Source organism: Salinisphaera japonica YTM-1, from assembly GCF_003788585.1.
Taxonomy (GTDB): Bacteria; Pseudomonadota; Gammaproteobacteria; order Nevskiales; family Salinisphaeraceae; genus Salinisphaera; species Salinisphaera japonica.
The window spans coordinates 16798-42313 of the sequence record NZ_AYKG01000027.1; the positions used below are offsets into that span (position 1 = coordinate 16798).

At 62.1% G+C, this 25516-nt stretch carries 22 protein-coding genes; 10 read left to right on the forward strand and 12 right to left on the reverse strand.

Translation table 11 applies throughout. The features are described 5' to 3' along the window. Positions 1-9 precede the first annotated feature (9 nt). From mltB to SAJA_RS09290, 6 genes are all read right to left on the reverse strand, one after another. A complete protein-coding gene (mltB, locus tag SAJA_RS09265) occupies positions 10-1020 on the reverse strand; it encodes a lytic murein transglycosylase B (protein WP_123658390.1) in 1011 nt (336 codons plus the stop codon). Further along, positions 1017-2138, reverse strand: a complete 1122-nt coding sequence (rodA, locus tag SAJA_RS09270) for a rod shape-determining protein RodA (RefSeq protein ID WP_123658391.1) — start codon at positions 2136-2138, stop codon at positions 1017-1019. The genes mltB and rodA overlap by 4 nt, the downstream gene beginning before the upstream one ends. Then, positions 2135-4057 (reverse strand): penicillin-binding protein 2, encoded by a 1923-nt coding sequence (gene mrdA / locus SAJA_RS09275; protein ID WP_123658392.1) that lies wholly within the window; start codon positions 4055-4057, stop codon positions 2135-2137. The genes rodA and mrdA overlap by 4 nt, the downstream gene beginning before the upstream one ends. Positions 4058-4136: 79 nt before the next feature. Next, positions 4137-4631, reverse strand: a complete 495-nt coding sequence (gene mreD / locus SAJA_RS09280) for a rod shape-determining protein MreD (RefSeq protein ID WP_123658393.1) — start codon at positions 4629-4631, stop codon at positions 4137-4139. After that, complete coding sequence (gene mreC / locus SAJA_RS09285; RefSeq protein ID WP_245963277.1) at positions 4628-5560, reverse strand: rod shape-determining protein MreC; 933 nt, start codon at positions 5558-5560, stop codon at positions 4628-4630. The genes mreD and mreC overlap by 4 nt, the downstream gene beginning before the upstream one ends. A 148-nt stretch (positions 5561-5708) precedes the next feature. Further along, complete coding sequence (locus SAJA_RS09290; protein WP_123658394.1) at positions 5709-6749, reverse strand: rod shape-determining protein; 1041 nt, start codon at positions 6747-6749, stop codon at positions 5709-5711. Positions 6750-7050: 301 nt separating this feature from the next. On the opposite strand from SAJA_RS09290, the gene gatC reads away from it, so the two are divergent. The 4 genes from gatC to SAJA_RS09310 are packed head-to-tail and all read left to right on the forward strand — an operon-like array spanning position 7051 to position 10672. Further along, on the forward strand, positions 7051-7338 hold the full coding sequence (gatC, locus tag SAJA_RS09295) for an Asp-tRNA(Asn)/Glu-tRNA(Gln) amidotransferase subunit GatC (RefSeq protein WP_123658395.1): 288 nt from the start codon (positions 7051-7053) through the stop codon (positions 7336-7338). Next, the gene (gatA, locus tag SAJA_RS09300; RefSeq protein WP_123658396.1) at positions 7338-8780 is read left to right on the forward strand and encodes an Asp-tRNA(Asn)/Glu-tRNA(Gln) amidotransferase subunit GatA; all 1443 of its coding nucleotides are present in this window, start codon (positions 7338-7340) and stop codon (positions 8778-8780) included. Before gatC ends, gatA begins: the two co-directional genes overlap by 1 nt. A gap of 9 nt (positions 8781-8789) precedes the next feature. Then, positions 8790-10247: an Asp-tRNA(Asn)/Glu-tRNA(Gln) amidotransferase subunit GatB gene (gene gatB / locus SAJA_RS09305; RefSeq protein ID WP_123658397.1), complete on the forward strand. Its 1458-nt coding sequence runs from the start codon at positions 8790-8792 to the stop codon at positions 10245-10247. A 14-nt stretch (positions 10248-10261) separates the two neighbouring features. Further along, positions 10262-10672 (forward strand): secondary thiamine-phosphate synthase enzyme YjbQ, encoded by a 411-nt coding sequence (locus SAJA_RS09310; RefSeq protein ID WP_123658398.1) that lies wholly within the window; start codon positions 10262-10264, stop codon positions 10670-10672. A gap of 426 nt (positions 10673-11098) precedes the next feature. On the opposite strand, the gene purH is transcribed toward SAJA_RS09310, so the two are convergent. The 6 genes from purH to dsbD all read right to left on the reverse strand — a co-directional run bounded on the left by purH (position 11099) and on the right by dsbD (position 18054). Further along, positions 11099-12688: a bifunctional phosphoribosylaminoimidazolecarboxamide formyltransferase/IMP cyclohydrolase gene (gene purH / locus SAJA_RS09315; RefSeq protein ID WP_123658399.1), complete on the reverse strand. Its 1590-nt coding sequence runs from the start codon at positions 12686-12688 to the stop codon at positions 11099-11101. Between the two features lie 69 nt (positions 12689-12757). After that, complete coding sequence (locus tag SAJA_RS09320) at positions 12758-13018, reverse strand: helix-turn-helix domain-containing protein (RefSeq protein WP_123658400.1); 261 nt, start codon at positions 13016-13018, stop codon at positions 12758-12760. Between the two features lie 87 nt (positions 13019-13105). After that, complete coding sequence (gene prmA, locus SAJA_RS09325) at positions 13106-13987, reverse strand: 50S ribosomal protein L11 methyltransferase (protein ID WP_123658401.1); 882 nt, start codon at positions 13985-13987, stop codon at positions 13106-13108. Positions 13988-13994: 7 nt separating this feature from the next. Beyond that, positions 13995-15347: an acetyl-CoA carboxylase biotin carboxylase subunit gene (accC, locus tag SAJA_RS09330; RefSeq protein WP_123658402.1), complete on the reverse strand. Its 1353-nt coding sequence runs from the start codon at positions 15345-15347 to the stop codon at positions 13995-13997. Beyond that, a complete protein-coding gene (gene accB / locus SAJA_RS09335) occupies positions 15347-15826 on the reverse strand; it encodes an acetyl-CoA carboxylase biotin carboxyl carrier protein (RefSeq protein WP_123658403.1) in 480 nt (159 codons plus the stop codon). The genes accC and accB overlap by 1 nt, the downstream gene beginning before the upstream one ends. Positions 15827-16188: 362 nt before the next feature. Beyond that, entirely contained in the window at positions 16189-18054 is a 1866-nt protein-coding gene (dsbD, locus tag SAJA_RS09340; protein ID WP_184999833.1) for a protein-disulfide reductase DsbD, read from the reverse strand. A 189-nt stretch (positions 18055-18243) separates the two neighbouring features. Here dsbD and SAJA_RS09345 point away from each other — a divergent pair, with 189 nt between their 5' ends. The 6 genes from SAJA_RS09345 to SAJA_RS09370 all read left to right on the forward strand — a co-directional run bounded on the left by SAJA_RS09345 (position 18244) and on the right by SAJA_RS09370 (position 25428). Continuing rightward, complete coding sequence (locus SAJA_RS09345) at positions 18244-18876, forward strand: peroxiredoxin (protein WP_123658405.1); 633 nt, start codon at positions 18244-18246, stop codon at positions 18874-18876. A gap of 192 nt (positions 18877-19068) precedes the next feature. Then, positions 19069-19434 (forward strand): DUF2384 domain-containing protein, encoded by a 366-nt coding sequence (locus SAJA_RS09350; protein ID WP_123658406.1) that lies wholly within the window; start codon positions 19069-19071, stop codon positions 19432-19434. After that, positions 19431-19961, forward strand: coding sequence for an RES family NAD+ phosphorylase (locus SAJA_RS09355; protein WP_221180192.1), 531 nt, complete (start codon positions 19431-19433; stop codon positions 19959-19961). The genes SAJA_RS09350 and SAJA_RS09355 overlap by 4 nt, the downstream gene beginning before the upstream one ends. 245 nt (positions 19962-20206) lie before the next feature. Beyond that, complete coding sequence (gene ilvD / locus SAJA_RS09360) at positions 20207-21916, forward strand: dihydroxy-acid dehydratase (RefSeq protein WP_123658407.1); 1710 nt, start codon at positions 20207-20209, stop codon at positions 21914-21916. A 949-nt stretch (positions 21917-22865) separates the two neighbouring features. After that, on the forward strand, positions 22866-23321 hold the full coding sequence (locus SAJA_RS09365; RefSeq protein WP_123658408.1) for a hypothetical protein: 456 nt from the start codon (positions 22866-22868) through the stop codon (positions 23319-23321). A 1222-nt stretch (positions 23322-24543) separates the two neighbouring features. After that, on the forward strand, positions 24544-25428 hold the full coding sequence (locus tag SAJA_RS09370) for a hypothetical protein (RefSeq protein ID WP_123658409.1): 885 nt from the start codon (positions 24544-24546) through the stop codon (positions 25426-25428). The last annotated feature ends 88 nt before the right edge of the window (positions 25429-25516 follow it).

The window sequence follows — 25516 nt, forward strand, 5'->3', positions numbered from 1 at the left end:
CCGGTCATATCAAGAGGCCGTATCCACATCGAAGGAATGGATCATGCGGCCCAGCTGATAGACCGCCATGGCATACAGCGGGCTGGTGTTGTACGTGGTGATGACGAAGAAGTTGTGCTCGGCGATCCAGTATTCCGGTTGCTCGTGCGGGCCAACGAAGGCCAGCAGGCCGACCTGGGTATCCTGAGTGGGCGAGTCTTCGGCCGATACACCCATCTGTTCCAGCTCGGCCCAGCGATACTGCGTATGGCGCGTGCTGGGGGTCAGCTCGTCGATCAAGTCCGGGCGGGCCAGGGTGGCCGGCTGGGCGATCGGCGCGCCGCGCTGCCAGCCGTTCTCGGCCAGATAATTGGCCACCGAGAAGATGATATCGGCCGGCTGATCCCAGAGATCGCGTTTGCCGTCGTTGTTGCCGTCCACGGCATAGGCGGCATAGCTCGACGGCATGAACTGGCCCAGACCCATGGCCCCGGCGTAAGAGCCGACGTCGTTGGTGCAGTCGAGTTTTTCATCCACACAGAGCTGGATGAAGGCGCCCAGTTCCTTGGTGAAAAACGTTGAACGGGGCGGATAATCAAAGGCCAGGGTCGACAAGGCATCAATCACGCGATCCGAGCCGATGAACCCGCCATAGCGTGTCTCCACACCCAGAATGGCCGCCACGATATAGGCCGGTACGCCATAGCGTTTTTCCGCGGCCTCGAACAGATCACGATGGGCGGCCAGATAATCCGCGCCCTGGTGGGCCCGGTCGGGCTTGACGAAGATCTGGCGATACCGGCCCCAGGTCATCGTCTTTTCGGCCGGACGGGTCATCTTTTCGATGATCTCGGGCTGGTAGCGGGCCTGCTCGAGCAGGCGGCGCGTGGTGGCGCGGGGCACGTCGTGCTCGGCAGCCAGCTTGTCGATCAGGGCCTTGCCGGCATCGCGCTCGGCGTAATGGCCGGTTTGTGTCGCGCCGGCCGGCATCGAGCAGAACAGCGCCAGGCCAAGCGGCAGGCAAGCGAATAGCGTTTTCATGTGACGAGCATTTTCCGGTGCGTATGGATCGACATCAGCACGCCGAAGGAAGCCAAGAGCATGACCATCGACGTGCCGCCAAACGAGATCAGCGGCAGGGGCACGCCCACCACCGGCAGAAGCCCCGCCACCATGCCCATGTTGACAAAGGCATAGAAGAAGAACGTAAGGCTCAGACTGGCCGCGGCCAGGCGTTGAAACGTGTCCTGACTGGCCAGGGCGATGAACAGCCCGCGTGCCACGATGAAACCATAGATGGCGATTAATCCGAGAACGCCGAACAGGCCGGTCTCTTCGGCATAGACGGCGAAGACGAAATCGGTATCGGATTCCGGCAGGAAATCCAGATGGGCCTGGGTGCCGTTGAGCCAGCCCTTGCCGAACAGCCCGCCCGAGCCGATCGCGATCTTGGATTGGGTGATGTGATAGCCCGCGCCCAGTGGGTCACTGGCCGGGTTGAGAAACGTCATCACGCGTTGTTGCTGATAACCGTGCAGGTTGAACCAGATCAACGGCAGGGCCGCGGCACCCACGGCGACGAGCAACAGAATAATGCGCCAGCGCAGCCCGGCGAAGAACAACGCGAAACTCCCGCCGGCCACGATCAGCAGCGCGGTGCCCAGATCCGGCTGCTGAACGATCAGCGCCACGGGAATCGCCATGATCAGCCCGGCCGCCAGCACCTCGTACAGACGCGGCGGCAGGCTACGACTATGAAAATAGGCCGCCACGGTCAGCGGCACCACGAGCTTGGTGATTTCGGAGGGCTGAAAACGCACCACGCCCAGATCGAGCCAGCGCTTGGCCCCCATGGCGGCATCACCCAGCACCAGCACGCCGATGAGCAGTAATACGCTCAAGCCATAGACCCACGGTGCGCCCAGGCGATACCAGTGCGGCGGCACCTGGGCCAGCGTGATCATGCCAGCCAGGCCGATGCCCAGACGGATGGCCTGATCGAAGACAATGACCTCCGAGCGGCCCGACGCACTGTAGAGCACGAACAGGCTGAGCAGCCCGCAGCACACCAGCGCCACGGCCAGCGGCAGATCAATACGCCAGTAGGTCAGCCAGCCAGAGAGCGTGGTCGGCGCATCCTGTTCGCTCGTGCTGCTCATGAATCCTCGGCGACCCGGGGCGGCGCGTCCCGGGTTTTTGCGGTGATCGGGCCACGCGGCTCGCCCTGCAGACTGTCGAGATAGCTGTCGATCACGTCACGGGCGATCGGCCCGGCCACGCTCGAGCCGCCGCCGCCGTGCTCGACCAGCACGGCCACGGCGATCTTGGGATCCTCGATCGGCGCGAACGCAATGAATAACGCATGCTCACGCAGCTTGTAGGGGATGCTGGCCAGATCCGGCGCCACCTCGTTCTGCGGCAGGCCGGCGACCTGGGCACTGCCCGACTTGCCGGCGATCGGATATTTGAGATTCATACCCACGTAATGATGGGCGGTGCCGCGCGGATCGTTGATCACGCCTTTCATGGCGTTGATTACCGTCTCCCAGTGGCGCTGATCGGTCAGCTGGATCGGCGACAGCGCCTCGGGGGCCACCGGTGTCGTGGCCCCGGTTTGTGTGTCCCGGCGGGCTTTCAATACGTGTGGCTTGTAGGCATGGCCGCGTTCGGCGATCTGGGAGGCCACCACCGCCAGTTGCAGCGGGGTCGCAGTCATATAGCCCTGGCCAATGACGGTGATCAGCGTCTCGCCCGGATACCAGGGCTGACTACGGTGCCCGTGCTTCCATTCCCGCGAAGGCATGATGCCGGGGTTTTCCCGCGGCAGATCGATGCCGGTCTTGTGGCCCAGCCCGAACAACGCACCGTAGCGGTGGATATCGTCGATGCCGAGCTTCATGCCCAGCTTGTAGAAATACACGTCCGAGCTGCGCTCAATGGCCTGGGTGAGATTGATCCAGCCGTGGCCCGAGCGTTTCCAGTCACGATAATGATGCTCGGAGCCGGGCAGGGTGATATAGCCTGGGCACCACACCCGTTTATCCGGATCGATCAGCCCGGACTCCAGCGCGCCGAGAGCCATGACCGGCTTGATGGTCGAGCCGGGCGGATACTGGCCCTGCAACGCACGGTTATAAAGCGGCTTGTGCGGATTGTTGATCAGCCGGGCATAGTTCTTGTGGCTGATGCCGTCCACGAACAGATCACTGTCATAGCCCGGTTTGCTCACCAGGGCCAGCACCCCGCCGTCTTCAGGATCGAGTGCGACGATCGCGCCGTCCTTGTCACCGAGCGCGTCATAGGCAGCGCGCTGCAGGCGTGCATCCAGCGTCAAGACCAGGCTCTGTCCCGCCTCGGCGGGTGATTCATCAAGCTGGCGCAGCGCGCGGCCGCTGGCGTTGGTCTCGATCACCCGTGAGCCGGGGTTGCCGTGTAGTGCCGACTCATAAGACAGCTCGACGCCGGACTTGCCGATATGCGAGGCCCCGCGATAGCGCTTGCGATCGATATCGGACAAATCACGCTCGGTGATGCCGCCGACATAACCCACCACATGGGCGGCATATTTGCCCATCGGGTAATGGCGCGTCAGCCCGGCGCGGATATCCACGCCGGGAAACTGTTCGCGATTGACCTCGAACCGGGCGACCTCGCGCTGTGTCAGGCTCAGCTTGATCGGTGTGCCACGAAACGACGGCGTCTGGCGCATGCGGGCCTGGAACCGCGAGCGGTCTGCGGCCGTGATCGTCACGATAGCGTTCAGCCGGTCGAGCGTGGCCTCGACGCTGTCGGTGACCTGTTCGGGCACGATTTCCAGTTGGTAGGCCGGCTGGTTGTTGGCCAGTAACTGTCCGTGGCGGCTATAGATCAGCCCGCGGACCGGCGAGACGACCTCGACCCGCATGCGATTATCCTGCGAGCGGGTTTCGTAGTAGCCGTGCTTGGCCACTTGCAGATAATAGATCCGGGCCAGCAACAAACCAATGAGCACCAGCAACAGAACGCCGGCTGCGATCGTGCGTCGCAGAAACAGACGCCGTTCAGCGCCGTGATTCTTGATGGCGTCATCGCCGCTCATGGTGCGTTACAGACTCCTGACATGGTGGATCTTGATCGGAGCAGACACGCCCCGTGGCAAAACTGTGGGCAACCCATCATCAACGGCTACGCCGAATTTCCACGCGGGCGATGCGTTCGAGCAGGTAAGCCCAGGCCGGCCATAGTAGCGCCGAGGAAACCACGGGCAGCCAACGATACCAGGGGTCTACGTTCAGACCGGCCACGCCGTCGATCCAGAACAGCACGAACTCGTAAACCAGCAAAACCGGCGCCAGCAGAATCGTCTGCTGAATCAAGGGCAGGCCCCATAGCCATTCCCGGATCTTGATCATGCCGTAAGCCGCGACCGCCATGGCAAGGCCGTGCTCGGCCAGCGGCGTGCCATAGACAATATCGATCATCAGCCCCGCCACCCAGGCCGCAAGCAGGCCGAAACGATAGGGCTGATTGGCTATCCAGAACAACACCGTCATCGTGTAAAAGGCGGGACGCGCACTGGCCACCACCGGCGGTACCGGAATAAGTGTCAGAACGAGCGCAGCAGCCAGCGTGGCGATCATCATCAGCGCGCTGATGCGTGCGCCGACAATCACGGCCGGTCGGCCTCGGCGTCATCGTTTTCCTCGGCCGACCCGTCGTCTGGCGACGACGTTTCCTCGGATGAGGCTATGTCTTCGGCAGGTTCCGGCGTGCTCCAGATCAACAAGGCCTCACGCCCGCGCTCGAGCTCGGCGGTCGGCGCCGCATCCACGTCCAGAAATTCGCCGCCCGGGCGATGCCGTACCGACGTGATTTTGGCCACTGGGTAATCGGCCGGATAACGCCCGCCCAGGCCTGAGGACACCAGCAAATCGCCAACCTCGACATCGGCGTTATTGGGCAAGAACGGCAGCGTCAGCGTCTCGGCGTGGCCGGTACCCTGAGCAATGGTCTGCAGGCCGGTGCGATTGATCTCCACCGGCACGCCATTGTTCGGGTCAGAGATCAGAATCGCCCGCGAGCCCAGCGGGGTGACATCGGTGACCTGGCCCATGATGCCGTGGGCATCGATCAGTGCCTGGCCGACGAACACGCCGTCGGTGCTGCCCTTGTTGAGTTTGACGTATTGACGATACGGATCCGGACTGACCGACATGATGCGTGCAATCAACACGTTCTGATCGAGCACGCTGGCCGAGGCCAGCAGCGCCCGGATACGCTCGTTCTCAGCCTCGAGCGCGGCCAGGCGCTGTAAGCGGCCCTGCAAGAGCAGATTATTCTGACGCAGGCGTTCGTTTTCGCGCAGCAGCGCCCCTCGGTCGAAGTAACGATCCAGCGTGGTCAGCGTCTGGCCGGGCCATTCGGCGGCCATCTCGATCGGCTGGGCCATCACCGACAACACATCGCGCACGGGTGAGAGCTTCTCACCGGCATCGTCGACGATCATCAGCCCGATCGAGATGATCGCGATCATTACGATGCCAAGCCCCGGGGCGATACGCCGCGTGAGGGCGTGGTTGTTGTTGTCGTCTTCGATCTTCACGCGCGGCGCACGCGCACAGACGCGCGCCCGGAAAGACGCCGGGCCCGGTTCAACACAACAAGAACAAGGCGGGTTGGCACGAAAAGGCTAGCCATGGAGTCACAAAAGCAGCGATCAAGCGGCACGCCGTTGATTGCGCAGCCCTTGTTTACTCAAGCGCGAGCAGGGCGCCCGACTTGCGGTCGATCATCTCGAGCAGAATACCGCCGCCGCGGGCCACACAGGTCAACGGATCATCGGCCACGATGACCGGCAGACCGGTTTCTTCCGAGATCAGCTTGTCCAGATCGGCCAGCAGCGCGCCGCCGCCGGTGAGCACGATCCCGCGTTCGGCGACGTCCGAGCCCAATTCCGGCGGAGTGGATTCCAGCGCGAGGCGCACCGCGCTTGTGATATTGGCCAACGGCTCGGTCAGCGCATCGAGTATCTCGTTGGAGTTCAGCGTAAATCTGCGTGGCACGCCGGCCGACATGTGCCGACCCACGACCTCGATCTCCTTGATTTCGTGGCCGGGGAACGCAGTGCCGATCTGGTGCTTGATCGCCTCGGCCGTGGCCTCACCGATCAGCATGTTGTACTGGCGACGCACGTAGTTGACGATCGCCTCATCGAACTTGTCGCCGCCCGTACGTACCGATTCGGCATAGACGATTCCATTGAGCGAGATGACCGCGACCTCCGATGTGCCGCCGCCGATATCCAGAACCATCGAGCCGCGGGCTTCGGAGATCGGGATGCCGGCCCCCACGGCTGCGGCCACCGGCTCTTCGACCAGATATACGCGCCGGGCGCCCGCGCTCGACGCTGACTCCCGGATCGCGTTGCGCTCAACCTGGGTCGAGCCATAAGGCACACAGATGAGCACACGGGTCATCGGCCGCAAGAAACGCTTCTGGTGCACCTTGCGGATGAAGTGCTGGAGCATCTTCTGGGTGATCTTGAAGTCGGCGATCACGCCGTCCTTCAACGGCCGGATCGTGCTGATCTGCGCCGGCGTACGGCCGAGCATGCGCTTGGCATCGGTACCTACGGCCTCGATACGTTTGCCGCCGCGTCCATCCATACGGATCGCCACGACAGAGGGCTCGTTGAGAACGATGCCCTGGTCGCGTGCATAGACCAGCGTATTGGCGGTGCCGAGATCGATCGATAGATCGTTGACGAACAGGCCACGAAAGTTTTCCAACATGATGCTCACCGAGCGAAAGCGGGTTCGCGTCGTCGACGCGTCGCGCGTCCGACTAAAAGATTTCGAGCCACGGACGCGCTGCGTCCATGCTCATGGGCCCTCGAAGATCGGCAATGCTAGCAACCGGGGCGTTACCCGGCAACGATGCATGCAGTCAGTCTTGTCAGGGCGTTACTCCGAGGCGTATGCGACGAGAGCGCTGTCTTTTTATGCTAGTTTTGCGCGCCCGTGCGAACATTCCAAAGCCCGGCCGCTCGCCGACAGCGCCGGGCCATCACTCATCACCAGCAGCGAGACGATCGTGAGTCTGACCACAGACGACGTACGAAAGGTTGCGCATCTGGCCCGCCTGGGCCTGGATGACGCCGCACTCGAAGATTATGCCCGTGAATTGTCCAGCATACTGGACGTCGTGGATCATCTGGGCCAAGCCGACACCACCGATGTCGCGCCCATGTCGCATCCGCTGGATCTGGCCGCGCGCCTGCGCGATGACGTGCCCGATGCGACCATCGATCGTGAGGCATTCCAAAGCGTGGCGCCGGACACCGCCAACGGTGTGTATCGCGTACCTAAGGTGATCGAATGATGCACGACCGATCCATTGCCGAGCTCATTGCCGCCGTGCGCAGCGGCGAGACCACGCCCCGCGCGCTGACCGATCACTACCTCGACCGCATAGAGCGTCTCCAGCCCTCGCTGAATGCGTTGATCACGCGCACCGCTGAGGCGGCTCATGCCGTGGCCGACGGCCTCGACGAACAATCGCCGGGCGCGCTCGCCGGGCTGCCGATCCTGCACAAGGACATCTTCTGCACGAAGGGCGTCAAGACAAGCTGTGCCTCGCGCATGCTGGATAATTTCGTGGCCCCGTATGACGCCACCGTGGTCGAGCGCTTGGCCGCGGCCGGCACGGTGATGCTCGGCAAGACGAATATGGACGAGTTCGCCATGGGCTCGTCCAACGAGAACAGTTTCTACGGACCGGTGAAAAACCCGTGGAATCTGGCGCATGTGCCCGGTGGTTCGTCCGGTGGCTCCGCGGCGGCCGTTGCGGCCGGGCTGGCACCGGCGGCCACCGGCACGGACACCGGCGGCTCGATCCGTCAGCCAGCGGCTCTTTGTGGCGTGACCGGCATCAAACCGACCTATGGCCGTGTCTCGCGTTACGGCATGATCGCGTTCGCCTCCAGCCTGGATCAGGGCGGTTGTTTTGCGCGTTCGGCGGCCGATTGTGCGCACGTGCTTTCAGCCATGGCCGGCTTTGACCCGCGCGACTCGACCAGCGTGGAGCGCGACGTACCCGACTACGCCGCGGCGCTGAGCGGCGATGTGGCCGGCCTGCGTATCGGGCTACCGCGCGAATATTTCGCCGACGGCCTGGAGGCTGACAGCCGGGCGGTGATCGATGCCGCGGTCAAGCAGTACGAAGCGCTGGGCGCCGAAGTCGTCGATATCGATATGCCGCATACCGATCTGGCGGTCTCGACCTATTACGTCATCGCCCCAGCCGAGGCTTCGTCCAACCTGGCGCGTTTTGACGGCGTGCGTTATGGCCATCGCTGTGATGCCCCGCGCGATCTTGAGGATCTTTATACCCGCTCACGCGGTGAAGGTTTCGGCGCCGAGGTCCAGCGGCGCATCATGATCGGCGCCTACGTACTCTCTGCCGGGTATTACGATGCCTACTACATCAAGGCACAGAAAACCCGGCGGCTGATTGCCCAGGATTTTCAGCGTGCCTTCGAGCACGTGGACCTCATCGCTGCCCCGGTGACCCAAGCCCCGGCGTTCAAGCTTGGCGAGAAAGCCGATGATCCGGTCTCGATGTATCTGAACGATGTCTATACCTTGCCGGCCAGCCTGGCCGGCGTGCCCGGCATGTCAGTGCCGGCCGGTTTTGCCCACGGGCTGCCGGTGGGCCTGCAGCTGCTCGCGCCCTGGTTCGAGGAGGGGCGGCTGTTGAACGCCGGCCATGCCTATCAACAGGCCACCGATTGGCACACGGCCCGCCCGGCCGGCTTTGAATAAGGAGCGGTCATGAACTGGGAAACCGTCATCGGCCTGGAAGTTCATATCCAGCTCGCCACCGCCAGCAAGATCTTCTCCAGCGCGCCGACCGCCTACGGGGCCGCGGCCAACGAACAGGCCAACGCCGTGGATATCGCGCTGCCTGGGGTGCTGCCGGTCATCAACCGCGACGTGATCGCCATGGCCACGCGCTTCGGCCTGGCCATCGAGGCTGATATCACGCGGGCCTCCGTGTTCGCACGCAAGCATTATTTCTATCCCGATCTGCCCAAGGGCTATCAGATCAGTCAGTACGATCTACCGATCGTGGCCGGCGGGCATCTGGATATCGAAACCGCCGAGCAGGGCGCGCGCCGAATCGGCATCACCCGTGCGCATCTGGAAGAGGATGCCGGCAAGTCCTTGCACGAGGCCTTCGACCGAGAAACCGGTATTGACTTGAACCGGGCCGGCACGCCGCTGATCGAGTGCGTGTCCGAGCCCGAGATCAGAACCGCGGCCGAGGCCGCGGCCTATGCCAAGAAGCTGCACGCTCTGGTGACCTATCTGGGCATCTGCGACGGCAACATGGCCGAGGGCAGCTTCCGGATCGATGCCAACGTCTCCGTGCGCCCGGCGGGCAGCACCGAGTTCGGCACGCGTACCGAGACCAAGAACGTCAACTCGTTTCGGTTTCTGGAAAAAGCTATCGAGTTCGAGGTCGAGCGCCAGATCGACGTGCTGGAAGCCGGCGGCAGCATCACTCAGGAAACCCGCCTGTTCGACCCGGATTCCGGCGAGACGCGGGCCATGCGGTCCAAGGAAGAAGCCCACGATTATCGCTACTTCCCGGACCCGGATCTCTTGCCGGTGGTCATCGACGAGGCCTTCATCGACACCCAGCGCGGGCATCTACCCGAACTGCCCGATGCCAAGGCCGCGCGTTTTGCCAACGAGTACGGCCTGAATACGGCTGACGCCACGGCCTTGACCCAATCGCGCGTCCTGGCCGACTTCTTCGAGGCCACGGTGGCGGCTGCCGGACACGATAAGGCCGCGCTCGGCAAGCCGGCCGCCAACTGGATCAACAGCGAACTGGCCGGGGTATTGAACCGCGACGGCCTGAGCATCGCCGATGCGCCGATCACCGCCACCCAGCTGGGCGGGCTGATCGCGCGCATCCAGGACGACACCATCTCCGGCAAGATCGCCAAGCAGGTCTTTGATGCCCTGGTGGCCGGCGAGGGCGAGTCCGCGGATGCGATCATTGCCGACAAAGGCCTCAAGCAGATCACCGATACCGGCGCGATCGAATCTCTGGTGGATGACGCGATCGCCAACAACCCCGATCAGGTCGCGCAATACCTGGACGGCAAGACCAAGATCGTGGGCTTTCTCGTCGGCCAGGTCATGAAAGCCTCGCAGGGCAAGGCCAACCCCAAGGACGTGAATCAGCGTCTGGTGGCCAAGCTCGATGCCATGAAGTAACCGGGCAAGCGCTTATGCAACATACCGTGACGTTTGAAGCCACCGGCCGCGGCACGCGCGACATCACCCGCGAGGTGGGTGCCATGGTGCGTGATGCCGGCATCGACACCGGCATCGCCCATATCTTCATCAAGCACACCTCGGCCTCGCTGATGATCTGCGAAAACGCCGATCCCGACGTACGCGGCGACGTCGAGCGCTGGCTCACGGCCACCGTTATCGACGGCGACCTCATGTACGAGCACGACATGGAAGGCCCGGACGACATGTCCGGGCATATCCGCTCGATCCTCACCGGCATGGATCTGACGGTGCCGATCACCGACGGGCGACTGAATCTTGGGACCTGGCAGGGCATCTATCTCTACGAGCACCGCACCTCGCCGCATAGTCGTCAGGTTGTGATCACGCTGCGTAGTGTTTGAGCCGCGTTGACCGATAACCTTACGTAATCAATACCCGCGTCAACGTCTCGATTGACGGCGGTGGCTATATCGCTGTCTTCGGGCGAAAAGCCGCCTCAGGGCGGTTTTTTTCATGTCTGGCTCGGGCCACGAGATAGACGGCACCGTGGATGAGCTTCGGGCCTGTCGTCATGAGATATGCCGTCGCACTGCCTGCGCCGGGTGCATCAGGCAAGGCGCGGGCCAGCGAGCGTGACGTTCCAGCTCATGGCTCGCCAGCGGTATGGCGCGTCAGGCGCGGGCAAATCCGAAATATGACGATGGGCCGGTGGCCAAGCCCCGGCACCATCCGGCGTCATCGTCTATCGGTTCCGCGGGCTTACGTGGAATAACCACGCTGCACTCGCTGTGCCTTGTCTTGCCGCGGCTTGGCCGCCGGGCCGCCGATTAATGCCGGAAATGGCGCATGCCGGTGAACAGCATGGCGATGCCGGCCTCGTCGGCCGCTGCGATGACTTCGTCGTCGCGGATGGAGCCGCCGGGCTGGATGACGGCGGCCACGCCGGCTTCGGCCGCAGTATCGATGCCGTCGCGGAACGGGAAGAAGGCATCGCTGGCCATCACCGACCCCACAACGTCCAGCCCGGCATCGGCGGCCTTGGTGCGCGCGATACGCGCCGAGTCCACGCGGCTCATCTGACCGGCGCCGATGCCCACGGTCGCGCCGTTCTTGGCGTAGACGATGGCGTTGGATTTGACGTATTTGGCCACGCGCCAGGCAAACAGCAGATCCTGTAGCTGGGTGCCGTCGGGCTCCTGCTGGCTGACAACCTTGAGCTGGCTGCGATCGAGCAGCGGGGTATCCTCGTCTTGCACGAGCAGGCCGCCGGTGATCGGCTTGAGTGTGAGCCCGGCCTCGTTGGCCTTGGCCCAGCTGCCGGTGACCAGCACGCGCAGATTCTTCTTGGCGCTGAACACATCCAGCGCAGCCTCGGTGATCGTGGGGGCGATGATCACCTCGGCAAACTGGTTGTCGATGATGGCCTGGGCGGTCTCATGATCCAGCTGCTGGTTGAAAGCGATGATGCCACCGAACGACGACACGGGATCCGTGGCAAAGGCACGCTGGTAGGCCGTGGTCAGGTCCGGAGCAACCGCCACGCCGCAGGGGTTGGCGTGCTTGACGATCACACAGGCCGGCGACTGGTCAAAGGCTCGCACGCAGGCCAGTGCCGCGTCGCCGTCGGCCAGGTTGTTGTACGACAGCGCCTTGCCCTGGCAGATTCGGGCATCGACCAGGCTGACACCGTGCGCGCTGCTATCGCGATAGACCGCGGCCCGCTGGTGCGGGTTCTCGCCGTAGCGCAGATCGCTGACTTTCTTGTAGGCCGGAGCGAAGCGGGCGGGCAACGTGTCAACAGCTTCAACGGTCTCATCGGCCGCCAGATAATTGGCGATCGCGTTGTCGTAGCCGGCGGTATGCGCAAAGCCCTTGGCGGCCAGGCGTTTGCGTGTGGCCTCAAGCGTGCCGCCGTGCTCGGCCAGATCATCCAGCACGGCCTGATAATCCGCACCGTCGACCACGAGCGTGACGAAGGCGTGGTTCTTGGCGGCCGCCCGCAGCATGGCCGGGCCGCCGATATCGATCGTTTCCACGGCCGTGGCGTGATCGGTCTCGGGTTTGGCGATCGTCTGCTCGAAGGGGTAGAGATTGACCACGACGAGATCGATGGGGGCGATATCGTTATCGGCCATCACGGCATCGTCGAGACCGCGGCGGGCCAGAATGCCGCCGTGGATCTTCGGGTGCAGGGTCTTCACGCGCCCGTCCATGATCTCCGGCGCGCCGGTATGGGCCGAGACGTCCGTGACGGTGACACCGGCTTCGCGCAGGGCGGCTGCCGTGCCGCCCGTGGACAGGATCTCGACGCCGTGATCATCGGCCAGGCGCTTGGCAAACGCTGCCACGCCTTGTTTGTCGGACACGCTGATCAGGGCGCGACGAATCGGGGCGGGCGAGGCAGAGGATTGGGTCATGAAACAGGACGATCCGGCTGGGCGATACCGCCGGCCGGCGATATCGAGAACGGGTTATAGATCAGGGCGTTATTGATCGAGGTTGTAAGCGCGCAGCTTCTTGCGCAGCGTGCCGCGATTGATGCCGAGCATGGCCGCGGTGCGCGACTGGTTGCCTTGGTTGTAGGCAAGCACCCGCTCGAACAGCGGCCGTTCGACCTGTTCGAGAATCATCCGATACAGATCATTGGGCGGTGCACTGCCGTTCAGGGATTCGAAATATCGATCCAGGCTGGCCCCGACGTAATGACTGAGCGGCTGAGCGTTGTCGTCGGCGTCGTCTGAACGCATCCGAAAGACCGTCGGGAGAGTGGCAAGCGCGCAACTATAACGAGTTACGGGGTGAAGAAAAAGACGACCAAAGCCGGATTTGTTGTGCTAGGCATCCGCCTTGCGAGCACTCAGGCGCGCCCAGTCGTCCTCAATATCCGGCGCGTCGAAGATGAACGCCGGCTCGTAGGCGCTGCGCACGTCCTCGATCTGACGCGTCAAAAGTCCGGCCATCACCAGCGCGCCGCCCGGCAGGGTCAACTCGGTCAGCGTGGGGGCCAGCGATATCAAAGGCTTGGCCAGGATATTGGCCAGCACGATATCGAACGGCCCGCCGGTGATATCGCTCATGGCCGGCGTAATGATCCGGTCGGCCACGCCGTTGTGCGCTGCGTTTTCACGTGTGGCCTGCAGGGCCTGCTCATCGATATCTACCGCCACAACCTCGCGGGCGCCCAGCAGGACAGCCGCGATCGCCAGAATGCCCGAGCCACAGCCGTAGTCGACCACGCGCCGACCAGCCAGATCAGCCTCGGCCAGCCAGCCGAGGCATAGCCGCGTGGTTGGGTGAGTACCGGTGCCAAACGCCAGGCCCGGGTCCAGGCGCATGACGATGGCATTGTCGCCTGCCTCGACCGGTGCGTTATGCGGGGCCACCCAAAGACGCTCACCGAAGCGGATCGGCGGATGCTCGGCCAGCCAGCGGCTGGCCCAGTCCTCGTTTTCCAAGGTCTGGGTATCCACGATCACGTCGTCGCCCAGCGCCTCGTGAAGGGCGGCGATGATCGGCTCGGCGAGCGTGCCCTGGGTGAACAGCCCCAACATGCGTGCCCGCTCGAAGGCCGGCGTGCTGTTGGGGCTCATCTCCACGGTGAGCTCGCTGCCCGCGTCCAGTTCGGTGATGGCCTCGGCCCCGAACTGTTCGAAAACCGCCTCGGCGATGGCCGTGCGATGCGTGGTTGCGGTGATTTGCAGCCAGGAGATACTCATCGACCGATCAGCCGCCCAGGCGCTCGCGGATCTTCTTCTCCAGCCAATGGATCGAGGTCCCGCCCTTGGCAAAGTCGCGATCGTTGATGATCCATTGATGCAGTGCCAGATTCGTGTGGATGCCTTCGACGACCATCTCGGACAGCGCCATATCCATGCGCGCACGCGCGGCATCGCGCGTATCGCCGTGGGCCAGCAGCTTGCCGATCAGCGAGTCGTAGTGGGGCGGCACGGAATAGCCGGCATACATATGGCTGTCCATACGAATGCCCGGCCCGCCGGGGGCATGATACTGCTCGATCTTGCCCGGCGAGGGCGCGAACGTCTCTGCGTGTTCGGCGTTCACGCGGCATTCGATGGCATGCCCGCGCAGCACGATATCGTCCTGGGTATAGCGCAAGGGCTCGCCCGCGGCGATACGCAGCTGTTCGGCGACGAGATCCACGCCCGTGACCATCTCGGTCACCGGGTGCTCGACCTGGATACGGGTGTTCATCTCGATGAAATGGAACTCGCCGTTTTCATACAGGAACTCGAACGTGCCCGCGCCGCGATAGCCGATACGCTTGCAGGCGGCCACACACAGCGCGCCGATCTCGTCGCGCTGTTCCTGCGTGATGCCCGGTGCCGGGGATTCCTCGACCACTTTCTGGTGCCGACGCTGGGGCGAGCAGTCGCGCTCGCCCAGATGAATCGCGTTGCCGTGTTCGTCGGCCAATACCTGAATCTCGATATGCCGGGGCAGCTCGAGATACTTCTCCATGTAGACCGATGAATTGCCGAAAAAGCTGGATGCTTCGCGGCGTGCCAGATCCACGGCACCGGCCAGATCATCGGCCTCGTAAACAACGTGCATGCCCCGGCCGCCGCCGCCGCCGGAGGCCTTGATGATCACCGGATAGCCGATGCGATCGGCGATCTGGCGGTTTTCCACGTCGTCCGCGGTCAGCGGCTTGCCCGAGCCGGGCACACAGGGCACGCCGGCGGCCATCATTTCCTGGATGGCCGAGGTCTTGTCGCCCATCAAGCGGATCGTCTCCGCGCGCGGGCCAATGAAGATGAAGCCCGACTGCTCCACGCTCTCGGCGAAGTCCGCGTTCTCCGAGAGAAAGCCGTAGCCCGGATGGATAGCCGTGGCACCGGCCACTTCGGCGGTGGACATGAGCGAGGCCATGTTCAGATAGCTGGCGGTGGCGTTGGGCGGGCCGATACACACGGCCTCTTCGGCCAGCAGCACATGCTTCTGGTCGCGATCGGCCGAGGAATAAGCCGCCACCACCGGGATATCCAGCTGGCGACAGGCGCGCAGGATACGCAGCGCGATTTCGCCGCGATTGGCGATCAGTACTTTTTCGAGCATTACTTCACCACGAACAGCGGCTGGTCGTATTCGACCGGCTGGCCGTTCTCGACCAGGATCTTGACGATCTCGCCGGCGACTTCGGCCTCGATCTGGTTGAGCATCTTCATCGCTTCGATGATGCACAGCGTGTCGCTCGAACCCACGGTGTCGCCGACTTCCACGAACGCCTTGGCCTCCGGTGCTGGGGCGCGATAAAAGGTGCCCACCATCGGCGAGCGCACCACGTGGCCGGACTCGGCCGGGTCTTCATCGCCAGCGCCCGCGCTACCGGCCTCGCTGCCACCGGCCGCGGTATCCGGCGCTGCCGGGGCCTGCTGCGGGGGCATCTGGTAATTCATCGGCGGCTGGGCCGGCTGGCTGCTGGCCGGCGGGTAGCGCCCGATACGAACCGATTCCTCGCCCTCGGTGATCTCGAGTTCGGCGATGCCCGAATCCTCGACCAGCTCGATCAACTTCTTGAGTTTGCGGATATCCATATCGCGTGGCAGCTCCTGTGGCAGGCGGCTCGTTGGGCTAGTTGCTGGCAGATCGGCCGCCGCGTCAACGTGTTGCGGGCGCCCGTCTGACTCGTGGCGCCAAGTTTGCCCCAAGGGGTGGCCCTGCACAACAGCGCACGGCCGGCTTTCGCGACCGTTCGCCACCGTATTGCCGATATTTCGCCGATGATCGCCAGCAGACATCGGCCCGATCCGGGCCAGAAAACGTGCGATGGTGGCCGTGAGGGCCGTGTTTGTCCGCTATGAGAGAGCAGAATCGGCGCAAAACGGACTCAGCAAGCACAGGCAGCCTTCAACGCGGATATTGCGGTTCTTTGTCAGACGATCGCGACACGTTGGCGTTATTTGATCGCGGCCAGCCGCGCCACAAGCGCATCCTCGTCGAGCGTGCCGACCGATTTCAGATCGTCCCGGGCGCTCCCATCGCGGCTATAGAACAGCACCGTGGGCGGGCCGAAGACATCCAGCCGGGCCAGGAGCGCGCGTTGGTCTTTGGTATAAGCCGTGATGTCGAGTTCTATCGCGGCGACATCGTCCAATGCCGCGCGCACGCCAGGCACTTGAAACAGCCCGTTTTTCATCTGCACGCATTCCACGCACCAGTCGGCATAGACATCCACGAGCGCCGGCTGGCCGCGGTCCTTGGCGGCGGCCAGCGCGTTGGCGAGCCCGGTGGCGTCTGTCACCCGCTTGAACTGCGCTCGCGCCTGGCCGGTCGTCGATGCGCCGGTGCCGGCCAGCCCGGCCAGCGGCTGCGTGGGCCGGCCATCGCCAACGGCCCACCCCAGGCCGGCCAGGGCCGCATAGCCAAATAGCAGGCCGCAAACCAGACGTCGCACAACGGTGCCCGTGGTGCCATCGCTGGCACGCGTGGTCAGATAACAGCCATAGATCAGTGCCAGGCTGCCCCAGGCCGCAAGCGCGACCACCGGCGCGGCCAGGCGCAGCGCAAGCCACAGCCCGACGGCGATCAGCATGACGCCAAAGAATACGCGCACGTCCTGCATCCAACGCCCGGCCCGCGGCAGCACGGTGGCGCCGAAGGCCGCCAGGCCGATCAGCGGCAGGCCCATGCCCAGGCCAAGACAGAACAATGCCGCGCCGCCCAGAAGCAGATCCCCGCTGCTCGATATATAAAGCAGAGCGCCCGCCAATGGCGGGGCCAGACAGGGCCCGGCGATAAGCGCGGCGGCAAAGCCCAGAACGGCCGCGCCGGCCAGCCCGCGCTGGCCTTGCCCAAGCCGCGAGAGGGCGCCCTGCCAACGGCCCGGCATCTGGAAATCAAACCAGCCAAAGCTGGCCGTGCCCAGCAGAATGAACAGCCCGGCAAACGGCCACAGCACCCAGGGGCGCTGCAGCGCGGCCTGCAGGTTGGCGCCGAAATAGCCGGCTACGACGCCGAACACCGCGTAGGCCGCAGCCATTGCCAGGACGTAGGCCAGCGTGAGCGTCACCGCCCGGCCACGCGAGACGTCGCGGCTGCCGATCAGCCCGGCCACGATCGGAATCATTGGCAGAATACAGGGCGTAAGCGACAGCCCGAGCCCCAGCAAGGTAAACAGGGCCAGCGTGGTGAGCGCCGGGGCATTGGCCAGTCGGCCGGCCAGTGTGTCGACCGCGTTATCGGCGGGCGCCGTCGGGGCGATGTCGGGCCCAGACCGCCCGGTGGCCGACGCATCCTCGGGTGGCGGCAAGCCATCGGCGGCCGGCGGGCCGGGGTCGGCCGGTGCGGCCTCACCAGGCGCGGCGATTGGCAGCGTCCTTGTTTGCGGCGGGTAACACAGCCCGGCGTCTGCACAGCCCTGGTACTGCACCTCGATACGCCGCACGTCTTTACGGTCGCCGGCCACGGGCAGGCGAACCGTCACCGAGCGTCGATACGTCTCGACCGGGCCAAAATAGGCGTCCTCGTGCTTGCTGCCGGCCGGGATGATCGGCTCGCCCAGCTGTGTTTGGTCGGCGCCGGCGAGGGCAAAATCAAACGCGTGGCGATACAGATAATAGCCGTTGGCGATCTGCCAGCGGACCGCCACATGATCGCTGTCCACGCGCTCGGCGTGGGGCACGAACGCCTCATCGACCGGCAACAGATCCGGCTGCTGGGCCCATGCCATAACGGCCACGAGACAGAGCAGGGCCGTCAGCGCCAGGCGTGGCAGCCACCGCAGGCCGCGCTTGTTGTCAGCCGCGACCATGAGCCGGGCCATTGCGTGTTGCGTGCCGTGATACGGCGGGTGAAGAGCGGGCCTTGCGCATGATCGAGCCTTGAACGATGCGAACGAGCAGACCATATAAGAAAACGATCAGATAAAAGACACGTTCGGTCCGATACCGGGCCGGCCGGCCGCTCAACACGGTTGTTATACTCGGCCGCATCAAGGACAAGGAGATCAGCTATGGGTTTGAAACTGGGCGATACCGCGCCGAACTTCACCGCGGACACCACGGAAGGCAACATCGATTTTCATGAATGGCTCGGCGACGGCTGGGGCGTTCTGATGAGCCACCCGGCCGATTTCACGCCGGTGTGCACTACGGAAATCGGGGCCACCGCGCGCTTGAAGGACGAGTTCGACAAGCGCGGCGCCAAGGCCATCGTCGTCTCCGTGGACTCGGTCGAAGACCACAAGAAATGGGCCAAGGATATCGAGGCCACCCAGGGCGTGGGCCTGAACCTGCCGCTGGTTGGCGATACCGATCGCACGGTCTCCGAGCTTTACGACATGATCCACCCCAACCAGGGTGATACGTCGACGGTGCGCAGCGTGTTTGTGATCGATCCGAACAAGAAGATCCGCATGACGCTCACCTACCCGAAGAGCGCGGGCCGTAACTTCAACGAAATCCTGCGTGTCATCGACTCGCTGCAGCTGACCGACAACCACAAGGTCACCACGCCCGCCGATTGGCAGGCCGGCGACGACGTCATCATCAGCCCCGCGCTGTCCGACGACGACGCCAAGGACCTGTTCCCCGAAGGCTGGAACGAGCTGACTCCGTACCTGCGGATGGTCAAGCAGCCCAAGTAAGCCCGCGCGGCTAAACGGTATGGAGCGGCGTTCTTCGGAGCGCCGCTTTTTTTTGTCTTATCGATGTTGATTGATGATCGAAACGTTGGTGAAGACGCCCAAACCCGGCGTCGGGTGATCCGCGGGATTCGATTCAGCATCGTACGGTTGTCATGGTATTGTGACGTACAAGGCGTTCAAAAGAATGACACCGTGCAACAACAAAGCGACGCGTTTTTCCGATTGGTAGGCGACGGTGCGATAAGCGCCAAGTCGTTGGCCGAACAGCTACGTGTCAACAAGACCCAGCTGGCCGATGCCTTGGGCGTCGGTGCCGAATCCCTGCGGCGACAGAATCGTGAACGCGCAGCGCGCGTGCAGACCCGTATGCGCGACATGATCGAGATCATCAACCGCGTACAGCCGTGGGCCGGCACGGTCAATCAGGCGTTTGCGTGGTATCGCTCGCAGGGCCTGCCCTCATTCGGCGGCATGACGGCCGAAGAATTGGTCAAAGATGGACGTGCGGACGCAGTCAAACAGTATCTTGCACGCATCAATATTGGCGGCTTTGCGTGAACCTGCGAGGGTTCCAAGGTACGGCCTATCGTGCCCATGATCCGCGTTGGGCATTCGCCCCGGGTTCCGGTGCGGGGGCGGCGCGATACGGCGGGCGTTTCAATCCGCCAGGGCAGCCCGCTTTATATGTCAGTTGCAGCACCATTGGCGCCGTAACAGAAGCCCAACAGGGCATGTCGGCCAACAAACTTCAACCGCTTACGCTCGTCAGCTACGACGTGAATCACGAATCGATTCAGGATCTATCCACGCCGGACGCCCGGGGTGCCGCCGGTATTTCATTAGCCGAGCTGGACTGCCCGTGGGAGCTTCTGCTTCTTGAACACAAAGTGCCGCCCAGCCATGCGCTCGCCGCACGGCTGATCGCCGACGGCGTTGGCGGCATTCTCGTGCCGTCGTTTGCGCCGGGGGCTGCGGCCCACACGACAAATATCGTGTTCTGGCGATGGACGGATCGGCCGCCACATCAAGTCCGCGTCATCGACGATCAAAACCGTTTGGCGATTGGCGCTCGCATCTCTGGATAAGCCAACACCGCCAGAATCCCTCGGGAGCATCCAGGCTCGCGCGCCGCGCTATCGATTGGCAACGTCTCAACTTGATTAAAGCGGGCTACGTTGTCCGCGAGCAAAATGCTTGCACATATTCGCGCGCGTTAGCGTTTATTCGCGGACTGGTAATGAACGCTCAATCAATCTATCGCGAAGGCTTTTGTATGCCACAACAAGCAGCGGCATAATACCGCGCTAATTTGCTGCCAGCCGGAGCTGTCATGGCCGCCGACGAGAATTCCAACACGCCCAAGCCGCGCCGTAGCCAAGTCGTCACTCAGGGCACCTCGCGCGCGCCCAACCGCGCCATGCTGCGGGCCATGGGTTATACCGACGTCGATTTCGACAAGCCCATCGTCGGCATCGCCAACGGCTACTCCACCATCACGCCTTGCAACATGGGCCTGAACAAGTTGGCCGGCCAGGCCGAGCGCGCGCTGGAAGACGGCGGGGCCAAGTCGCAGGTCTTTGGCACCGTGACCGTCTCCGACGGCATCTCCATGGGCACGCCGGGCATGAAATACTCGCTCGTCTCGCGCGAGGTCATCGCCGACTCGGTCGAGGTGGCCGTGCAGGGTGAGTCCATGGACGGCGTCATGGCCATCGGCGGCTGCGACAAGAACATGCCGGGGGCGATGATCGGCATCGCCCGCATGAACGTGCCGGCCATCTTCGTCTACGGCGGCACCATCAAACCCGGCCATCTCGACGGCGAGGATCTGAACCTCGTCTCGGCCTTCGAGGCCGTGGGCCAATACGCCGCCGGCCAGATCGACGAACAGCGCCTGCACGCGGTCGAGTGCAACGCCTGCCCGGGCGCGGGCTCCTGTGGCGGCATGTATACCGCCAACTCCATGTCCTCGGCCTTCGAGGCCATGGGCATGAGCCTGCCGTACTCCTCCACCATGGCCGCCGAGGACGACGAGAAAGGCGAGAGTGCCGCCGAATCCGCCCGCGTGCTGATTCAGGCCATCGAAAAAGACATCCGCCCGCGCGACCTGCTCACCAAAAAAGCGTTTGAAAACGCCATCACGCTCATGATGGCCGTCGGCGGCTCCACCAACGCCGTGCTGCATCTGCTGGGCATCGCCCAGGCCGCCGAAGTGGATCTCAGCCTGGATGATTTCGAGCGTATCCGCGCCAAGGTGCCGGTCTTCTGTGACCTGAAACCCTCCGGTCGTTTCGTCGTCACCCAGCTCCACGGCGCCGGCGGTATCCCGCAGGTCATGAAAATGCTCTTGAACGCCGGCCTGCTACACGGCGACACGCTCACCATCACCGGCCAAACACTGGCCGAAACCCTGGTCGACGTGCCCGACCAGCCGCCGACTTATCAGAAAGTCATTCTTCCGATGGAAGAAGCGCTTTATAAATCCGGCCACCTGGCCATCCTCAAGGGCAACCTGGCCGAAGAGGGCGCCGTCGCCAAGATCACCGGCCTGAAGAATCCCTCCATCACCGGCCCGGCTCGTGTCTTCGATTCCGAAGAAGAAGCCATGGCCGCGATTCTCGACGAATCCATCGTCGCCGGCGATATCGTCGTCATCCGCTACGAAGGCCCCAAAGGCGGCCCCGGCATGCGAGAAATGCTCTCGCCCACCTCCGCGCTGATCGGCCGCGGCCTCGGCGAAAAAGTCGGCCTCATCACCGACGGGCGCTTCTCTGGCGGCACCTACGGCATGGTCGTCGGCCACGTCGCCCCCGAAGCCGCCGTCGGCGGTGGCATCGCCCTCGTCGAGCCCGGCGACACCATCACCATCGATGCGCATGAGCGCAAACTACACCTGCACGTCGAAGATGACGAATTCGCACGTCGAAAAGCAGCATGGGAAGCCCGCCCGCCGCGGGCGACGCGTGGTGTGCTGGCCAAGTACGCTCGGTTGGTTGGGAGTGCCGCCTATGGTGCGGTGACGGACCAGCCGGATATCTGATCGCTTGGCTTCCGCAGAAGCTCCAAGGAACCCGCCAAAAGGCGGGTTTTTTGTTTGCGTTAGAAGTGCGATATTCGAAAGGAAGGTCGTCGCGTATTTCGGCGATGTAGGTAATTCGTGACGCATTCGTGTCTACCTAACGCTCTGTGAATAAGCGACGCCTTGATTAAGAATGGCTTTACGGCGGCGCTATATCGACAATAAATTGCGTGTTAGGACTCAGAATGTCGTCGAGTTGGCGTTGTACGGCGGTCGGTTGGTATAGCGGTTGGGCGGCGGAGTCGGGTAGCGAATTCGAGCACGTAGCTGGGCTTTGGCCCCTTTGTTCGATATTCGGCAAATCGACGCACCTCTGTCGGCTTCGCCAAGCTCGGCGTCTTCCCGTCAGCGGGCATCCGCGGTAAGTTCGGGTTTGGGAATTCTTTCTTTCAGCGTGTCGGGCTCCGTGGTCCGCAGGCCAGCTCGGGGGATCATCAACCGATGCGGTTCACGCACAACGAATCGCTGCAGCCGACCGCCCAAAGCGCTGGCGCGCTTCGGGTTCCCTCCGCGGCCTTCGGCCGCTCCGGCGGCGGCTGAGCTTCGGCGTTGTACGGCGGTCGGTTGGTATAGCGGTTGGGTAGCGGAGTCGGGTAGCGAATTCGAGCACGTAGCTGGGCTTTGGCCCCTTTGTTCGATATTCGGCAAATCGACGCACCTCTGTCGGCTTTGCCAAGCTCGGCGTCTTCCCGTCAGCAGCCATTCGCGGTAAGTTCGGGTTTGGGAATTCTTTCTTTAGGCGCGTCGGGCTTTGTGGTCCGCAGGCCAGTTCGGGGAGCGCCAACCGATGCAGTTCACGCACAACGAGGCGCTGCAGCCGACCGCCCAAAACGCTGCCGCGTTTTGGGTCCCCTCCGCGGGCTTCGCCCGCTCCGGCGGCGGCTGAGCTTCGGCGTTATAGGGTGGATTGATGGCTAGAAATCTGAATGAAGACGAGCTGTCTGAAACATATCAGACCGCATGGGATCATTTGTCAGTGAGTGATAGTGCTGCTCATGGTGCCAAAAGCCGTTTTGAGTCTTTGTTCGAGAAAGTTGGAAAACGAGGTATTAGCGAGGCATCACGCGAATCAGTCCCAGAGGCTGGTGAATGGATCATGCGCGACGTTCAGTTCCGACCGGACTACGAAGAGTCCGAACAGCTTCGGCATTCCTACTATGAATGGCAGGCATACGAAACAATTCGAGCTCAGAGGGAAGAAGAATATAAGTTTCTGAAAGCTAGAGGAAAGAAGCTAGATGCCTTAGAGTCCGTAGAGCGTAAAATTCAGAAAAGATCACTTCGAAACGGCCTACTTTTCCTCAAGGTCGGATTTCACATAGTCGTGTTCCTCGCGGCTATAGTTATCTTATATAAGGCGCTATAACAGGTCGCTGCAGCCGACCGCCTTAAGCGCTGCCGCGCTTAAGGTTCCCTCCGCAGCCTACGGCTGCTCCGGCGGCAGCTGAGCTTAGGCGTTAAACAACACTCGGGTTTGAAGCCTATTTCGACGAATTTAGGGTAGATAAAGCCACAAAAGCATGATACTTACGAAGTGACAGCGAGCTGGCGCATAACGGAGTTCATGCGACATCACGCAGTCACTTCGGTTAACGGACTTTCGAGTCTTGATCTGGTTATTTCGGCATTAGCTACTTGCGAGTCGTGCAGTGTCATCTAACAGCCCGTTGAAGCAGACGTCTGATATTTCAAGGTCTTTTTATGGTCAAGGGAAATTCAGGTGGGACGTGCTGCCGGCCGGCTTTTTCCGGACGCCGCTTAACCGGGAGGCGTTGTACGGCGGTCGGTTGGTATAGCGGTTGAGCTTCAAAGTCGGCTAGCAGAGTGCAGACGGTAGCCGGGCCTTAGCCCGTCTTTCACGCCGCCCGCTGATTTTGAACTCAATGGCCTCCGATATGTTTCGGAGCCTTCCCGTCAGCGGCCATTCGCGATAAGTTCGGGTTTTGGGAATTTTTTCTTTCGGCGCGTCGGGCTCCGTGGTCCGCAGGCCAGCTTAGGGGCGCGCCAACCGATGCAGTTCACGCACAACGAGGCGCTGCAGCCGACCGCCCAAAGCGCTGCCGCGTTTCGGGTTCCCTCCGTGGACTGCGGCCACTCCGGCGTCAACTGAGCTTGGGCGTTATGCATGAGGAAGATATGGACCAAGACCAGCGAGAGCGATACGTACGGTGGCAAAACTACCGCATTACTCAGCTATCTTTTTCTATAAACCTCTTCCTAGGCTTCGCTGTGGCTTCGTTAGCTTATGCGATTAACCTCAAGCTAGAAGGTACGGCACTTGCTGCCATATCGCTAGAAGGCGTAATCGTACTTTGGTCGACCTCTTCCGCGTCGGGCTGTTTAGCTACGATATCGCGACTCCTGGACTATCGATACACAACAAAGAAAATAAAAGATGGCGGGCGCTTTAATGCTCTGATGGCTAAGTGGTGTGGCCCCATCACTTGGGGCTGCTTTTGGATGCAAATTATTTCATACGCGGCAGGCGCATATTATTTTATCGTCGGCGTCGTAAATACATAATCAGTCCACGACGCTTAAATAAGTACTGATAAATTCCGAATATTTTCTGGCCTGAGGATTCTCCGATGAATAAAAAGCACGGTGATAATGGCATGGGCGTTATTTCTCAAATGCTGGAACGCCGGCAGCGTGTTGGGGCAATTGTAGCTGACGAGTTTTTTGAGAGCGGATTGAAGAGGAAGAAATACGCGACACTATCGGGAATGGAGTCGTTTATTAGGCATAATCATCTGCAGGACGCAAACGCGGTCAATAGCGGCTTTTTGGGCCGAATGAAGGAATATATTGATGCCGGGGAAGTTCTTAATATTTCGGTAGACGATGGCGACATTTTGTTTGTTCATCGCAGAGAAGCGGATGATTTGACGCATAAAATACAAAATGGACAGATAACTGATTATATCGCCCAGGAGAGCAATCCTGAAGAACAGGATTTAAAAAAGACTCAGGAAGCCAAGGCGCGTGACGTGAGCGAATTCATTGGGAGACTGAACAGGGCGTCGAATGTTATATGCTATTGCCTTGAAAAAATGCTACCGGCCGAAAATGCTATTAAACAACTCGCTCATCATAAAAGGCAGCGAGTTGCGCCGACGTCTGGATGGAATATTAATGCGCGCTGTAGCTATACCGGAGGTTCGCGTCAGGGATTTATCATGGTTGACGACCCTGCGCTCATACGATGTCTCCAGACTGATAATCCTAAAGTGTACGCGGCAATTCCGGCAGAACAGAAAAGGCTTTTCGGTCGAGGCAGCAATTTTCGGGGGTATTTTGCTTTCTCGTACAATATCTATGTAGGCGACATACAGGTCAGCGAACATCGGGATGACGCTCGGTATATAAGAAGCATTCTCGCAGGCCGAGATATTCCGGCGACCTTGCCTGCGTTGTTGGAGGCTGCAGGATGCGAAGAATTAGTTCAGGAATGGAGCAAGATAACTGAGTAAGGAGTAATAATGATGGGGCATAACCCTCAGGGACAGACCCTGAGGGTTCCCCACAAATAGCGCTGCATTAACAGCGAGTTATCGCTGT